This window comes from Citrobacter sp. CK181 (genome assembly GCF_030333595.1).
In the GTDB taxonomy this organism is placed as follows: domain Bacteria; phylum Pseudomonadota; class Gammaproteobacteria; order Enterobacterales; family Enterobacteriaceae; genus Citrobacter_B; species Citrobacter_B koseri.
In genome coordinates this window covers 225,600-241,034 of the sequence record NZ_JAOWFN010000006.1, presented here as the reverse complement: position 1 = coordinate 241,034, position 15,435 = coordinate 225,600, and the positions used below count along the sequence as shown (strand labels likewise).

The window sequence follows — 15,435 nt, the reverse complement described above, 5'->3', positions numbered from 1 at the left end:
GCTGCTATTTTGTATGCGGTTGGAATATGGCGAGAGTGTATGTTTATATATTCATGCGGTGAATATTATTGATAAATAATATGCCAGCCTGAGCGTTAATCGGCAGGCTTTTAATGCATTACTGATGGTTATTGAGAAAGTAACGTGCCGCCCTTGTTAAGGGGAAACGGGCACGTCCTGGAGAGGGTTAACGCACCGCCCGCGCAATCCACGCCGACAATTCCCGTAGCTCTTTTTCCTGCTCTGGAAAATCGACTAACAGCGCATCACACTCCTGTTGCAGCATATCCGCACGGTACAGACACCCCTGTAAACGGCCCGCCAGCGCTTCCAGCGGCGCAGGATTAAGGCTGTCGGTAAAAACCTGAGTGCGCGTGATGTGCCCTTTTTCAACGTCGAAGTGCAGTTCAACGCCGCCCCAGATAAAGCGTTCGTCCAGAAGATGCGTAAAAGCTGGCGCCTGGCCGAAGTTCCATTCCCAACTGCTCTGGCGAGCAAACGTTTCGGCAAAATTGGGCAGATCCGGCGTTTTATCTGGAGAGATTATTTCGGCTTCCACGCGTTCGCCGTAGTGGCTGAAGAACGCCTCGGTAATGGCGTCGCAGATGTGTTCATGGGTAATACCAGGCAGCAGTTCGACCAGATTGGCGACGCGCCCGCGCACGGAGGCGATCCCTTTGGCCTGTAATTTTTTCTTATCAGGATTGAGGTAGTTCGCCAGACGGCTGAGATCGGCATTCAACAGCAATGTGCCGTGGTGGAAGCCGCGATCTTTGGTTTCCCGATAGGCGGAGCCGGAAACCTTGCGGTCGCCTTCCGGCGTTTTCACCACCAGATCGTTACGACCGGAAGCCTCTGCGGTAACGCCCAGCGCGTTCAGCGCATTGAGCACTATCGCGGTGGAGATCGTTTTGTCGTACTCCGGCTTCCCGGCCATAAATGTAAAACAGGTATTGCCGAGATCGTGGAACACCGCGCCGCCGCCGCTGCTGCGACGCGCCAGCCGGACATTGTCTTCTTCCATGCGCCGGGTGTTGCACTCTTTCCACGGGTTTTGCGCCCGCCCGATGACGACCGTATCAGCGTTGCGCCACAGGAACAAAACGCGCTGTGTCGCGGGCATCTGGCGAAAAATACACTCTTCAACCGCCAGGTTGAACCAGGGATCGTAAGAGTCAGAGATAAGCAGACGTAATGTCGTCATGGCAGCATTCCTTTTCGTGGTCTCAACTATATTAACGACAAAGCGGCGGCTATCCTATGGTTCTTTCTTCTCGCTCTCTTCCTCTTCCGGTACGGATTTACTGGCGGTGAGCAGGAAAGGCGATTGCTGCCAGCGCGTGCGTTTGCCCTGTAGCAAGGTGCGCGTGAGCACCACGCCAATTGCCAGTGACAGAAGCAGCATCAGGCGTAAAATGTTGGTGGTGTTATCGACCTGTTTCGCTTCGGTCGCCAGCGTATGCGTATCCAGCGTCAGGCGCAGGTAGCCCAGCGGGCCATTTTTACCCTGAATAGGTTCGACAATCTGCTGATTAAAATAGCCGCCCGCTTTTTTACCGTCCAGCGCCAGCCTGTCGCGCACATTGACGCTTTCGCCTGCGCGCGTAATGAGATCGCCTTGCTCGTCGTAGACACCGGCATCCAGAATGCGGCTCTCTTCCGTTAGCTGGCGGAGTACGACGGCGATCCGCTTCTCATCCGGCGTTTCGGTGCGCATCAGCGGCGCGATATTTAAGGTCACCTGGCGCGCCAGCGTGCGGGCCAGTTCTTCGAGCTGCGGATTGCGCTGCCGTTGATGGTTTTGACTGAACCAGGACGCCCCCTGCATCAGCCCGACGAGCAGTGCGAGACAGAACAATACAATCACTGCACGATGAAGCCGGAATTTCAGTTTTGCGCGAGCCATATTCCACCTGCTGAAAATTTGAGGCTTAATGTTGCCAGAAGCGATGGTTACAGGGTAGCCTCATGCGTTATTTTCCCCAGGATGATTCCCGACCCGAACGATTTTACAGGAGCTTTAATGCCTAACATTACCTGGTGCGATCTGCCTGAAGATGTTTCTTTGTGGCCTGGTTTACCCCTTTCATTAAGTGGTGACGAGGTGATGCCACTGGATTACCACGCAGGCCGTAGCGGCTGGCTGCTGTACGGTCGCGGGTTGGATAAGCAGCGCTTAACGCAGTACCAGAGCAAGCTGGGCGCGGCGATGGTGATCGTGGCGGCCTGGTGCGTTGAAGATTATCAGGTGATTCGTCTGGCGGGTTCCTTAACGCCGCGCGCGACGAAACTGGCGCATGGCGCCGGGCTGGACGTCGCGCCGCTGGGCAAAATTCCGCATCTGCGTACGCCAGGCCTGCTGGTTATGGATATGGATTCGACGGCGATTCAGATCGAATGCATCGATGAAATCGCGAAGCTGGCCGGGACGGGCGAAATGGTTGCGGAAGTCACGGAACGCGCGATGCGCGGCGAACTGGATTTTACCGCCAGCTTACGCAGCCGTGTGGCTACGCTGAAAGGCGCGGATGCCGATATTCTGCGCCAGGTGCGCGAGAATTTGCCGTTGATGCCGGGTCTGACGCAACTGGTGCTGAAGCTGGAAACGCTCGGCTGGAAAGTGGCGATCGCCTCCGGCGGGTTTACCTTTTTTGCGGAATACCTGCGTGAAAAGCTGCGTTTAACCACGGTGGTGGCGAACGAGCTGGAGATCATCGACGGGAAATTTACCGGCAATGTCATTGGCGATATCGTCGATGCCCAGTACAAAGCTAACACGCTGACCCGCCTGGCGCAGGAGTATGAAATTCCCGTGGCGCAGACGGTGGCGATTGGCGATGGCGCTAACGATCTGCCGATGATTAAAGCGGCCGGGCTGGGGATTGCGTACCACGCCAAACCGAAAGTGAATGAAAAGACGGAAATCACGATTCGTCACGCTGACCTGATGGGGGTGTTCTGCATTCTCTCCGGCAGTATGAATCAAAAATGATTGAATTGCCCGATGGCGCAGGGCCTACGGGAAAGTGACTGTAGGCCGGATAAGCGCCAGCGCCATCCGGCAACTGCATGAAATAAAGAGGTAAACCGTGGCAAAAGCTCCAAAACGCGCCTTTGTTTGTAATGAATGCGGGGCTGATTATCCGCGCTGGCAAGGGCAATGCAGCGCCTGTCATGCCTGGAACACCATCACCGAGGTGCGTCTTGCCGCGTCGCCAACGGTGGCGCGTAATGAGCGACTCAGCGGCTATGCCGGTAACGCAGGCGTGGCAAAGGTGCAGAAATTGTCTGACATCAGCCTTGAGGAGCTGCCGCGTTTTTCCACCGGGTTTAAAGAGTTCGACCGTGTGCTGGGCGGCGGTGTCGTGCCCGGCAGCGCCATCCTGATTGGCGGCAACCCCGGTGCGGGGAAATCCACGCTGCTGCTGCAAACGCTTTGCAAACTGGCCGAGCAGATGAAAACCCTGTACGTCACGGGCGAAGAGTCCCTGCAACAGGTAGCGATGCGCGCGCATCGGCTGGGATTGCCGACGGCTAACATGAATATGCTGTCAGAAACCAGTATTGAACAGATCTGCCTGATTGCGGAAGAAGAACAACCGAAGCTGATGGTGATCGACTCCATCCAGGTGATGCATATGGCGGATATCCAGTCCTCGCCGGGCAGCGTGGCCCAGGTGCGTGAGACGGCCGCTTATCTGACGCGCTTTGCCAAAACGCGCGGCGTGGCTATCGTGATGGTTGGTCATGTAACCAAAGACGGCTCGCTGGCTGGCCCGAAGGTGCTGGAGCACTGCATTGACTGCTCGGTGCTATTGGATGGCGACGCTGACTCCCGTTTTCGCACGCTGCGTAGCCATAAAAACCGTTTTGGCGCGGTAAACGAGCTGGGCGTTTTTGCGATGACGGAGCAGGGGCTGCGTGAAGTCAGCAACCCGTCCGCAATTTTCTTAAGCCGTGGCGATGAGGTGACTTCCGGCAGTTCGGTCATGGTGGTGTGGGAAGGGACGCGCCCGCTGCTGGTAGAGATTCAGGCGCTGGTCGATCACTCGATGATGGCGAATCCGCGTCGCGTGGCGGTCGGCCTGGAACAAAACCGTCTGGCGATCCTGCTGGCGGTGCTGCACCGTCATGGCGGATTGCAGATGGCCGATCAGGATGTATTCGTCAATGTCGTGGGCGGCGTGAAGGTCACGGAGACCAGCGCGGATCTCGCGCTATTGCTGGCGATGGTCTCCAGCCTGCGCGACAGGCCGCTGCCGCAGGATCTGGTGGTGTTTGGCGAAGTGGGGCTGGCGGGGGAAATTCGCCCGGTGCCCAGCGGTCAGGAACGTATTTCTGAAGCGGCTAAACACGGTTTCCGCCGCGCTATCGTACCGGCTGCCAACGTGCCGAAAAAGCCGCCGGAAGGGATGCAGGTTTTTGGCGTTAAAAAGCTTGCGGATGCGTTAAGTGTGTTTGACGACTTATAATCATCTGTATGCACTGATGTTGTATAATTTGCCGGATAGCGACGCAGTGCGTCTTATCCGGCCTACGGATTGATGTTGTAGGCCTGATAAGCGAAGCGCCATCAGGCATTGTTACGCGTTTTTTAGCAGGAGGCTCTTGTGTCATCGTTCGACTATCTCAAAACCGCGATCAAGCAAAAGGGGTGTACCCTGCAACAGGTGGCGGATGCCAGCGGCATGACCAAAGGGTATTTGAGCCAACTTCTGAACGCGAAGATTAAAAGCCCCAGTGCGCAAAAGCTGGAGGCGCTGCATCGTTTTTTGGGGCTGGAGTTTCCCCGGCAGCGGAAAAACATCGGCGTGGTGTTTGGCAAGTTCTACCCCCTGCATACCGGGCATATCTATTTGATTCAGCGCGCCTGTAGCCAGGTGGATGAACTGCATATCATTATGGGTTATGACGATACCCGTGACCGCGAACTGTTTGAAGACAGCGCCATGTCGCAACAGCCTACCGTGTCGGATCGTCTGCGTTGGCTACTACAGACCTTTAAATATCAGAAGAATATTCGTATTCATGCCTTCAATGAGGAAGGGATGGAGCCGTACCCGCACGGCTGGGATGTGTGGAGCAACGGCATCAAAGCCTTTATGGAAGAGAAGGGGATTCAGCCCAACTGGATCTACACGTCCGAGGAAGCCGATGCGCCGCAGTATCTCGAACACCTGGCTATTGAAACGGTGCTGGTCGATCCGAAACGAACCTTTATGAGTATCAGCGGGGCGCAGATCCGTGAAAACCCGTTCCGCTACTGGGAATACATTCCGACGGAAGTGAAGCCCTTTTTCGTGCGCACCGTGGCGATATTAGGCGGAGAGTCGAGCGGGAAATCCACGCTGGTGAACAAGCTCGCCAATATTTTTAATACCACCAGCGCGTGGGAGTACGGGCGCGACTATGTCTTCTCGCATCTGGGCGGTGACGAGATGGCGTTACAGTATTCCGATTACGATAAGATCGCACTGGGCCATGCACAATATATTGATTTTGCGGTGAAATACGCCAATAAAGTGGCCTTTATCGATACCGATTTCGTTACCACGCAGGCCTTTTGTAAAAAATACGAAGGGCGCGAGCATCCGTTTGTACAGGCGTTGATCGATGAATACCGCTTTGATCTGGTGATCCTGCTGGAGAACAATACGCCCTGGGTCGCGGATGGGTTACGGAGTCTGGGCAGTTCGGTGGATCGTAAAGAGTTCCAGAATCTGCTGGTGGATATGCTGCGGGAGAACAACATCAATTTCGTCCACGTAGAAGAGGCCGATTACGATGGTCGATTTTTGCGCTGCGTGGAGTTAGTGAAAGAGATGATGGGCGAGCAGGGTTAAGCCTGAAGCGCCGGATGGCGGCCTACAAGGTGTAGGCCGGATAAGTCTGTAGGCCGGATAAGCGTAGCGCCATCCGGCATCTGATACATTACTTAGCGATACGCTTGTACTTGATACGCTTCGGCTCCAGCGCGTCGGCGCCCAGCGTGCGTTTCTTGTACTCTTCGTACTCGGTAAAGTTACCCTCGAAGAACTCCACCTTGCCTTCATCCTGGTAATCCAGAATGTGCGTGGCGATACGGTCGAGGAACCAACGGTCGTGCGAGATAACCATTGCACAGCCCGGGAACTCCAGCAGGGCGTTTTCCAGCGCGCGCAGGGTTTCGATATCCAGGTCGTTGGTCGGTTCATCGAGCAGCAGCATATTGCCGCCAACCTGCAACAGCTTCGCCAGATGCAGACGACCGCGCTCACCGCCGGACAGTTCGCCCACGCGTTTACCCTGATCGACGCCTTTGAAGTTAAAGCGGCCCACATAGGCGCGGCTTGGCATTTCGGTGTTGCCGATCTTCATGATATCCAGCCCGCCGGAAACTTCTTCCCACACGGTTTTGCTGTTATCCATCGCGTCACGGAACTGGTCAACGGAAGCCAGTTTTACGGTTTCCCCCAGCGTGATGGTGCCGCTATCCGGCTGTTCCTGACCGGACATCATGCGGAACAGGGTGGATTTACCCGCGCCGTTCGGACCGATGATGCCGACAATCGCGCCTTTCGGTACTGAGAAGCTGAGATCGTCGATCAGCAGGCGATCGCCGTAGGATTTACGCAGGTTGCTGACTTCAACGACCTTGTCGCCCAGACGTGGTCCAGGTGGAATAAACAGTTCGTTGGTTTCGTTACGTTTCTGGTATTCGGTGCTGTTCAGCTCTTCAAAGCGCGCCAGACGGGCTTTGCCTTTAGACTGACGGCCTTTAGCACCCTGACGCACCCACTCCAGCTCTTTCTCAATGGATTTACGGCGGGCCGCTTCCTGAGAGGCTTCCTGCGCCAGACGCTGATCTTTCTGTTCCAGCCAGGAGGAGTAGTTGCCTTCCCACGGAATCCCTTCGCCACGGTCAAGTTCGAGGATCCAGCCCGCCACGTTGTCGAGGAAGTAACGGTCGTGGGTAATCGCCACAACGGTGCCTTCGAAGTCGTGCAGGAAGCGTTCCAGCCACGCGACGGATTCCGCATCCAGGTGGTTGGTCGGTTCGTCGAGCAGCAGCATGTCCGGTTTTTCCAGCAGCAGACGGCACAGCGCGACGCGGCGGCGCTCACCACCGGAAAGATTCGCGATTTTGGCATCCCAGTCCGGCAGACGCAGGGCGTCAGCGGCGCGCTCCAGCTGTACGTTCAGGTTGTGGCCGTCATGCGCCTGGATGATCTCTTCCAGCTTGCCCTGTTCGGCGGCCAGCTTGTCAAAGTCCGCATCTGGATCGGCGTACAGCGCGTACACTTCATCCAGACGTTTCAGGGCGCCGACCACTTCAGCCACCGCCTCTTCGATCGATTCGCGAACGGTATGTTCAGGGGTGAGCTGAGGTTCCTGCGGCAGGTAGCCAATTTTGATGCCTGGCTGTGGGCGAGCTTCGCCCTCAATATCTGTATCGATGCCAGCCATAATGCGCAGCAGGGTAGACTTACCGGCGCCGTTCAGACCCAGTACGCCGATTTTCGCCCCAGGGAAGAAGCTCAGCGAGATGTTTTTCAAAATATGACGTTTCGGCGGAACCACTTTGCCGACACGATGCATGGTATAAACGAATTGAGCCACGTTGGACTTCGCCTCTATAGGTTTATCGTGATGAAGAATAATTTTCAAAGGCGAAGTGTAGCCTTTTTCCCGGGCTAATCCCAGCCAGCAACTCTCACTCGCAATAAAAGTAAAAAAGTGTCCGTAACGTGGCGCATTTAGCAATGTCTGGTTAGCATAAATTCATTACGCGGCATGATGCTGCATTGATGTATTACGACAAGAGGAAGAGCTTGTGGACAAAGCCAAACCATTTACCTGGCGTCTTATCGCCGCCAGCGTATGCCTGCTGACGGTAAGTCAGGCGGCGCGAGCGGATTCTCTGGATGAGCAGCGCAATCGCTATGCGCAAATCAAACAGGCCTGGGATAACCGACAGATGGATGTCGTTGAGCAGATGATGCCTGGCCTGAAGAATTACCCGCTGTATCCCTATCTTGAGTATCGCCAGATCACCGACGATCTGATGAACCAGCCTGCGGTCACCGTTACCCAGTTTGTGCGCGCCAACCCTACGCTTCCTCCTGCGCGTACGTTGCAATCGCGTTTCGTTAATGAGCTGGCGCGTCGTGAAGACTGGCGTGGACTGCTAGCGTTCAGCCCCGAGAAGCCGGGCACCACCGAAGCGCAATGTAATTACTACTACGCGAAATGGAATACCGGGCAGACGGAAGAGGCCTGGCAGGGGGCGAAAGCGCTTTGGCTGACCGGGAAAAGCCAGCCGAACGCCTGTGACAAACTGTTCAGCGTCTGGCGCGCTTCCGGCACCCAGGACCCGCTGGCCTGGCTGGAGCGCATCCGCCTGGCGATGAAAGCAGGCAACACGGGGCTGGTAACGGTGCTGGCCGGGCAGATGCCTGCGCAGTACCAGACCATTGCTTCGGCGATCATCGCGCTGGCGAACGATCCCAATAGCGTGATGACTTTTGCGCGTACGACCGGCGCGACCGATTTTACCCGTCAGATGGCGGCAGTGGCCTTTGCCAGCGTCGCGCGTCAGGACGCAGAGAATGCGCGTTTGATGATCCCGTCACTGGTGCAGGCCCAGCAGCTTAATGAGGAGCAAACTCAGGAACTGCGCGATATCGTCGCCTGGCGGCTGATGGGGAACGATGTGACCGATGCGCAGGCGAAGTGGCGCGATGATGCGATTATGCGCTCGCAATCCACCACGCTGGTGGAACGCCGCGTGCGGATGGCGCTGGGCACCGGCGATCGGCGTGGGCTGAATACCTGGCTTGCCCGACTGCCGATGGAAGCGAAGGAGAAGGATGAATGGCGCTACTGGCAGGCGGATTTGTTGCTTGAGCGCGGGCGTGAGGCAGAGGCAAAAGAGATCCTCCATGCGCTGATGCAACAGCGTGGTTTCTACCCGATGGTCGCCGCGCAAAAGCTGGGTGAAGCGTATGTGCTGAAGATCGACAAAGCGCCGACGACAGTGGATGCTTCGCTTACGCAGGGCGCGGAAATGGCGCGAGTCCGCGAACTGATGTACTGGAACCTGGATAATACGGCGCGCAGCGAGTGGGCGAATCTGGTCTCCAGCAGGACGAAGTCGGAGCAGGCGCAGCTGGCGCGTTATGCCTTCAATAACCACTGGTGGGATCTGAGCGTACAGGCGACGATCGCAGGAAAACTGTGGGATCATCTGGAAGAACGCTTCCCGCTGGCGTACAAGGATCTTTTCGCCCGTTACACCGGCGGCAAAGCGATCTCGCAAAGTTACGCTATGGCGATTGCGCGTCAGGAGAGCGCCTGGAATCCGAAAGTGAAATCCCCGGTAGGAGCCAGCGGTCTGATGCAAGTTATGCCGGGCACGGCGACGCATACGGTGAAAATGTTCTCGATACCGGGCTACAGCAGCCCCAGCCAGCTGCTTGACCCGGAGACGAACATCAACATTGGCACCAGTTACCTGCAATACGTTTATCAACAGTTTGGTAATAACCGTATTTTCTCTTCAGCGGCTTACAATGCCGGGCCGGGGCGCGTTCGTACCTGGCTTGGCAACAGCGCAGGGCGCATCGACGCCGTCGCGTTTGTTGAAAGTATTCCGTTCTCAGAAACGCGGGGCTACGTGAAGAACGTGCTGGCTTATGATGCCTACTATCGCTACTTCATGGGCGATAAACCAACGTTGATGAATGACGCAGAATGGCAGCGCCGTTACTGATCGCATCGGTTATGTTATGCTATCGTACTCGTTAAAGAGTACAATCGGGGGAGGCAGATACGTTTCCCCCTGCAACGATGGCGACATTCTATGACTCAGCAATCACCCTATTCAGCAGCGATGGCAGAACAGCGTCACCAGGAGTGGTTACGCTTTGTTGAGCTGCTCAAGCACGCTTGTGCGGAAGACCTGCATCTTCCCTTACTCAATTTGATGTTGACGCCGGATGAGCGTGAGGCGCTGGGAACGCGCGTGCGTATCATTGAAGAGTTGTTACGCGGTGAAATGAGCCAGCGCGAGCTTAAAAATGAGCTGGGGGCGGGCATCGCCACCATTACGCGCGGTTCCAACAGCCTGAAATCCGCACCGGTAGAGTTACGCCAGTGGCTGGAGCAGGTGTTGCTCAAGAGCGAAAGGTAATTTCGCCTGATGGCGCTACGCTTATCAGGCCTACGGGAATGACGGACGCTCACGCCTGATGGTGCTACGCTTATCAGGCCTACAGGAATGATGAACGTTCACGCCTGATGGCGCTATGCTTATCAGGCTTACAGGAATGACGGACGTTCACGCCTGATGACAGGCCTACAGAAACGGTGAACGTAGGCCGGATAAGGCGAAGCCGCCATCCGGCGTGGATCGCGAGCCCTACCGATACACCGCATTATGAAACGGACTGAGCGCCAGAATCACCGCCTGGTGATAAACGCTGGAGCGGGTCAGTTTTCCGGCGGTAAACACCCCGATAGCCCCCTCTTTACGGCCAATCTCATCAATACCGGTATACTGCGACATCACCGGGCCGAGCGCTTCGCCCTGACGAACTTTTTCAAGGATAACCGCAGGAAGCGGCAGCGTTGCCGATCGCGCCTCGCCTCGCTGGGCGGCATTCTCTATTACCACCCAACTGAACGTACTGTCATCATCAATCCCCGCTTCGATAGCCACCCAAAAATCGGCCTGAGGACGCAGACAGCGCGCATTTTCTACCCGATTCCGTGCGCCAGCGCGCGTTTCCTGACTTCCAAAAGGCTGTTCCGGCACGCCGCTCTCGACGGAGACGGACTCAATATGGCAGGATCCTTCACCGAAAATCTCGTTAAATGCTTGCAGAATTGCCTGAATTTTAGCGGGATTGGTGGTTGCTGAGACAACATGGTGCATAATCAGAATTACTCAGAAATGAATGTCATCGCAGTATAACGGATAAAAAGCATGTTACAGGTATACCTTGTTCGCCACGGTGAAACGCAGTGGAACGCCGAGCGACGTATTCAAGGCCAGTCTGACAGTCCGCTGACCGCTAAAGGTGAGCAACAAGCTATGCAAGTGGGAGAACGCGCCAGAACGCTCGGCATCACCCATATCGTCAGTAGCGATCTCGGTCGCACCCGCCGCACGGCTGAAATCATCGCCCAGGCATGCGGTTGCGATATCACTTTCGACGCCCGCCTGCGTGAGCTGGACATGGGCGTGCTGGAAAAACGACACATCGACACCCTCACCGAAGAAGAAGAGAACTGGCGTCGCCAGTTAGTGAACGGCACGGTTGACGGGCGCATTCCTGATGGCGAATCCATGCAGGAACTGAGCGATCGCGTCAATGCCGCTCTCGCGTCCTGTCTGGAACTGCCGCAGGGCAGCCGCCCGCTGCTGGTCAGTCACGGTATCGCGCTGGGTTGCCTGGTTAGCACCATTCTGGGATTACCGGCCTGGGCGGAGCGTCGGTTACGTCTGCGTAACTGCTCTATTTCCCGCGTCGATTATCAGGAAAGTTTGTGGCTGGCGCCTGGTTGGGTCGTTGAAACGGCAGGGGACGTCTCGCATCTCGATGCCCCTGCGTTAGATGAGCTACAGCGTTAACGGCGAACGGGGATCAGGAATTCGCAACGCAGGTTAATAGGGCGACCGCCTGTTTTGGCATCTTCTGCCGGGTAGTATCGCTCTATATCCTGCCCTTTACGGCGGGTCAGGTTCAGCATCGGCATACAGGTGCCGTATACCGTCAGGATAAACTCCTGTACCCCGGTTCCTAAACCTTCGTAGGTGAACATCACATATTCGCCGCCCTGTAGGGTAACAGGCTGCGCTGACGGCACATACCCGTTGGCATGTTCTTGCGGTAGCGCGGTGGTGTAGAACACCTCCTGTTCGTCATCTTTCTCCAGGCTGGGGCGCGTTTCGTTAAGGCCGTAGAGCAGTGGAGGAATCGTTGGCGCCTGGCTGAGAAAGTCTTGCCAGAACTGTACGCGCATTTCGTGTCGAAAATCGGAGATTTGCTCCAGCGAACAGGAATAGCTCTGGGTGGTGCCGAGCAGTTGCGTATCTTCCAGGGTGACAAACTGATGCTCAGGCATGGCGAACTCACCCAGACGCATCGGCGGACGAATGCCAAAGGCGCTCCATTCTGGAGAACGGCGATATAACGCCGGCGTCTGAGAGAACTGCTTTTTAAACGCGCGGGTAAAGGTTTGCTGAGAATCGAAGCGGTACTGCAACGCGATATCCAGAATCGGACGCGCCGTCAGGCGCAGGGCCACGGCGGATTTAGATAAGCGGCGAGCGCGGATGTAAGCGCCAATAGCATGGCCCGTCACGTCCTTAAACATTCTTTGCAGGTGCCACTTGGAATAACCTGCTTTTGCCGCCACATTGTCAAGCGACAGAGGCTGATCCAGATGGCCTTCCAGCCAGGTTAAGAGGTCGCGAATAATGCCAGCCTGATCCATAAAATATCCTCATCCTTTCCACAACGAGCACCTGACATCAGGTAAGTGGATAATAGCATTTTTTGCTGTTTTAGCATTCGGTGTTTTTTTTGCTCATCTGTGCTTTTTTGGGGCACACTAAAGCATGATTATTCTAATCCTGTGATCTGTAAACAGTTTATCCAGACGTGTCGAATAATTGCGCAGTGTAACTTTTATGAATGGTAACAATATGAAATACAAGAGCTTAATACTTTCCTCAATTCTGTTGATGCTGGGGCAGTTTGCGCATGCAGAACAGGTGGGTTCCGTCGATACCGTATTTAAAATGTTTGGGCCTGACCATAAAATCGTCGTCGAAGCGTTTGACGATCCCGACGTCAAAAATGTGACGTGCTATGTAAGTCGGGCGAAAACGGGGGGGATTAAAGGCGGTCTGGGACTGGCCGAAGATACCTCCGACGCGGCGATCTCCTGTCAGCAGGTAGGGCCGATTGAGCTGAGCGATAAAATTAAGAACGGGAAAGCGCAAGGGGATGTCGTTTTTCAGAAGCGCACGTCGCTGGTGTTTAAAAAATTACAGGTCGTGCGTTTTTATGATGCCAAACGCAATACGCTGGCGTATCTGGCCTATTCTGACAAGGTCGTTGAAGGGTCGCCAAAAAATGCCATAAGCGCGGTGCCCGTTATGCCGTGGCGGTAACGTTCCTGACGCGTCTCTGGAAGTGATTCCCGTTCTGGTCGGATAACCCATTGACAGACAATAAAAAACGGCGCGTTTTGCGCCGTTTTTGCTGCCGGTGGTAACCGATTAGTCCTGTAGATCACCGCAGAAACGGTAACCTTCACCGTGAATGGTCGCGATGATTTCCGGGGTATCCGGCGTGGATTCGAAATGTTTACGAATACGACGGATAGTCACGTCAACAGTACGGTCATGCGGCTTCAGCTCGCGACCGGTCATTTTCTTCAGCAGTTCTGCACGAGACTGGATCTTGCCCGGGTTCTCGCAGAAGTGAAGCATGGCGCGGAATCCGCTGCGTGGCAGTTTGTACTGCTCACCATCTGGGCCGATCAAAGAACGGCTGTTGATGTCGAGTTCCCAACCGTTGAACTTGTAGCTTTCGACGCTACGGCGCTCTTCACTGACCGTACCCAGATTCATAGTACGGGACAGCAGGTTGCGCGCACGGATAGTCAGTTCGCGTGGGTTAAACGGCTTGGTGATGTAATCGTCTGCGCCGATTTCGAGGCCGAGGATTTTATCGACTTCGTTATCGCGGCCAGTCAGGAACATCAACGCAACGTTAGCCTGTTCGCGCAGTTCACGCGCTAACAGAAGACCGTTTTTCCCTGGCAGGTTGATATCCATGATCACCAGGTTGATGTCATATTCAGAGAGGATCTGATGCATTTCCGCGCCATCTGTCGCTTCGAATACATCATAGCCTTCCGCTTCGAAAATACTTTTCAACGTGTTGCGTGTTACCAACTCGTCTTCAACGATAAGAATGTGCGGGGTCTGCATGTTTGCTACCTAAATTGCCAACTAAATCGAAACAGGAAGTACAAAAGTCCCTGACCTGCCTGATGCATGTCGCAAATTAACATGATCGGCGTAACATGACTAAAGTACGTAATTGCGTTCTTGATGCACTTTCCATCAACGTCAACAACATCATTAGCTTGGTCGTGGGTACTTTCCCTTTGGACCCGACAGTGTCAAAAACGGCTGTCATCCTAACCATTTTAACAGCAACATAACAGGCTAAGACGTACCGGACACCCAATAAAACTACGCTTCGTTGACATATATCAAGTTCAATTGTAGCACGTTAACAGTTTGATGAAATCATCGTATCCAAATGCTAGCGTTCATCACAAATTTGCAATAATCCAACTAGTTGCGCATGCCAACTAATAAATGTAATGAATCCAATAGGTGTGATTCATTCTAAATTAAATTATCCTAAATAAACAGAAGGATATGTAGTATTTCTTAACATAAAACGCAATAGTAAAGATAAGAAATAGTTTAGTGCCTTTTACTGAATGTGAAATGGTTTTTCAACGATTTTCGTTAAAAAATTGTAAATTCGTGCTGCGTAATATGTTGACATTGGTCACATTATTGCCAGCGGCTGGTCAAAAAGAGAATCGAAATGCGTGTAACAATTATTCTGGTCGCGCCTGCCAGAGCGGAAAATATTGGCGCGGCGGCACGGGCAATGAAGACGATGGGGTTTGGCGATATGCGTATTGTCGACAGCCAGGCGCACCTGGAGCCGGCGACCCGTTGGGTCGCACATGGTTCCGCTGATATTATTGATAATATTAGTGTTTATCCAACGCTGGCGGAAGCGCTGCACGATGTTGATTTCACTGTCGCCACCACGGCCCGCAGTCGCGCGAAGTTCCACTACTACGCAACGCCCGCAGAACTGCTGCCGCTGTTGCAGGAAAAATCGCAGTGGATGAACCATGCGGCGCTGGTTTTTGGCCGGGAAGATTCGGGCCTGACGAATGAAGAACTGGCGCTGGCAGACGTTTTAACCGGCGTGCCAATGGTTGCTGATTATCCTTCACTCAATTTAGGGCAGGCAGTAATGGTGTATTGCTATCAATTAGCAGGCTTAATGCAACAATCGGCGAAACAAACAGAGGTGACTGACGCGCCGCAATTGCAGGCGTTACGCACACGCGTTTCGCAGTTACTGGCGACGCTGGATGTTGCTGATGACATCAAACTGGCGGACTGGCTGCAACAACGACTGGGGCTGTCAGGGCAGCGCGACACGGCCATGCTGCACCGTTTATTGCATGATATTGAGAAAAATATAACAAAATAAAATCTTGTTGAATTGCTTGATGTGAGATTTTAAATCTGGTTTCAAGAGGTTGCTTCATTCCGTATTGGTTGAAAATAAATGCGCAAGCAGCAGCTCGTGAACATGTTGCGGAATGTGATCAAATTAA

General features: G+C 54.4%; 15 protein-coding genes. 9 read left to right on the top strand and 6 right to left on the bottom strand.

Features of this window, described 5'->3' with window-relative positions:
- Window positions 1–187 precede the first annotated feature (187 nt).
- Window positions 188–1,204: a lipoate--protein ligase gene (gene lplA / locus OGW17_RS01630; RefSeq protein ID WP_012134186.1), complete on the bottom strand. Its 1,017-nt coding sequence runs from the start codon at window positions 1,202–1,204 to the stop codon at window positions 188–190.
- 54 nt (window positions 1,205–1,258) lie between these two features.
- Window positions 1,259–1,906, bottom strand: a complete 648-nt coding sequence (locus OGW17_RS01625) for a YtjB family periplasmic protein (RefSeq protein ID WP_012134185.1) — start codon at window positions 1,904–1,906, stop codon at window positions 1,259–1,261.
- Between the two features lie 117 nt (window positions 1,907–2,023).
- Here OGW17_RS01625 and serB point away from each other — a divergent pair, with 117 nt between their 5' ends.
- The 3 genes from serB to nadR all read left to right on the top strand — a co-directional run bounded on the left by serB (window position 2,024) and on the right by nadR (window position 5,843).
- Window positions 2,024–2,992, top strand: a complete 969-nt coding sequence (serB, locus tag OGW17_RS01620) for a phosphoserine phosphatase (RefSeq protein ID WP_047459052.1) — start codon at window positions 2,024–2,026, stop codon at window positions 2,990–2,992.
- A gap of 97 nt (window positions 2,993–3,089) precedes the next feature.
- Window positions 3,090–4,472 carry a DNA repair protein RadA gene (gene radA / locus OGW17_RS01615; RefSeq protein WP_024130728.1) on the top strand — a complete coding sequence of 461 codons (1,383 nt, stop codon included), beginning with the start codon at window positions 3,090–3,092 and terminating at the stop codon, window positions 4,470–4,472.
- A gap of 138 nt (window positions 4,473–4,610) precedes the next feature.
- On the top strand, window positions 4,611–5,843 hold the full coding sequence (nadR, locus tag OGW17_RS01610; RefSeq protein ID WP_012134180.1) for a multifunctional transcriptional regulator/nicotinamide-nucleotide adenylyltransferase/ribosylnicotinamide kinase NadR: 1,233 nt from the start codon (window positions 4,611–4,613) through the stop codon (window positions 5,841–5,843).
- An 88-nt stretch (window positions 5,844–5,931) separates the two neighbouring features.
- Here the strand turns inward: nadR and ettA are convergent, their stop codons facing one another.
- On the bottom strand, window positions 5,932–7,599 hold the full coding sequence (gene ettA, locus OGW17_RS01605; RefSeq protein WP_071257493.1) for an energy-dependent translational throttle protein EttA: 1,668 nt from the start codon (window positions 7,597–7,599) through the stop codon (window positions 5,932–5,934).
- 214 nt (window positions 7,600–7,813) lie between these two features.
- Here ettA and sltY point away from each other — a divergent pair, with 214 nt between their 5' ends.
- Together sltY and trpR are read left to right on the top strand one after the other, a co-directional pair.
- A complete protein-coding gene (gene sltY / locus OGW17_RS01600) occupies window positions 7,814–9,751 on the top strand; it encodes a murein transglycosylase (RefSeq protein ID WP_012134178.1) in 1,938 nt (645 codons plus the stop codon).
- Window positions 9,752–9,841: 90 nt separating this feature from the next.
- Window positions 9,842–10,171, top strand: a complete 330-nt coding sequence (trpR, locus tag OGW17_RS01595) for a trp operon repressor (protein ID WP_024130726.1) — start codon at window positions 9,842–9,844, stop codon at window positions 10,169–10,171.
- A 228-nt stretch (window positions 10,172–10,399) separates the two neighbouring features.
- Here trpR and yjjX read toward each other — a convergent pair whose 3' ends face one another.
- The gene (gene yjjX, locus OGW17_RS01590; RefSeq protein ID WP_012134176.1) at window positions 10,400–10,915 is read right to left on the bottom strand and encodes an inosine/xanthosine triphosphatase; all 516 of its coding nucleotides are present in this window, start codon (window positions 10,913–10,915) and stop codon (window positions 10,400–10,402) included.
- A gap of 51 nt (window positions 10,916–10,966) precedes the next feature.
- Between yjjX and gpmB the strand changes: the two genes are divergently transcribed.
- A complete protein-coding gene (gene gpmB, locus OGW17_RS01585; protein ID WP_012134175.1) occupies window positions 10,967–11,614 on the top strand; it encodes a 2,3-diphosphoglycerate-dependent phosphoglycerate mutase GpmB in 648 nt (215 codons plus the stop codon).
- Here the strand turns inward: gpmB and robA are convergent.
- Window positions 11,611–12,480 (bottom strand): MDR efflux pump AcrAB transcriptional activator RobA, encoded by an 870-nt coding sequence (robA, locus tag OGW17_RS01580; RefSeq protein WP_012134174.1) that lies wholly within the window; start codon window positions 12,478–12,480, stop codon window positions 11,611–11,613. The genes gpmB and robA overlap by 4 nt on opposite strands.
- Before the next feature lie 211 nt (window positions 12,481–12,691).
- On the opposite strand from robA, the gene creA reads away from it, so the two are divergent.
- Entirely contained in the window at window positions 12,692–13,162 is a 471-nt protein-coding gene (gene creA, locus OGW17_RS01575; RefSeq protein WP_024130725.1) for a protein CreA, read from the top strand.
- Between the two features lie 108 nt (window positions 13,163–13,270).
- On the opposite strand, the gene arcA is transcribed toward creA, so the two are convergent.
- Window positions 13,271–13,987 (bottom strand): two-component system response regulator ArcA, encoded by a 717-nt coding sequence (gene arcA, locus OGW17_RS01570; RefSeq protein ID WP_286452137.1) that lies wholly within the window; start codon window positions 13,985–13,987, stop codon window positions 13,271–13,273.
- Window positions 13,988–14,082: 95 nt separating this feature from the next.
- Between arcA and yjjY the strand changes: the two genes are divergently transcribed.
- Both yjjY and OGW17_RS01560 read left to right on the top strand, forming a co-directional pair.
- Window positions 14,083–14,223, top strand: a complete 141-nt coding sequence (yjjY, locus tag OGW17_RS01565; RefSeq protein ID WP_001541509.1) for a YjjY family protein — start codon at window positions 14,083–14,085, stop codon at window positions 14,221–14,223.
- A gap of 398 nt (window positions 14,224–14,621) precedes the next feature.
- Window positions 14,622–15,308 carry a tRNA/rRNA methyltransferase gene (locus tag OGW17_RS01560; RefSeq protein WP_049010535.1) on the top strand — a complete coding sequence of 229 codons (687 nt, stop codon included), beginning with the start codon at window positions 14,622–14,624 and terminating at the stop codon, window positions 15,306–15,308.
- Window positions 15,309–15,435 lie beyond the last annotated feature (127 nt).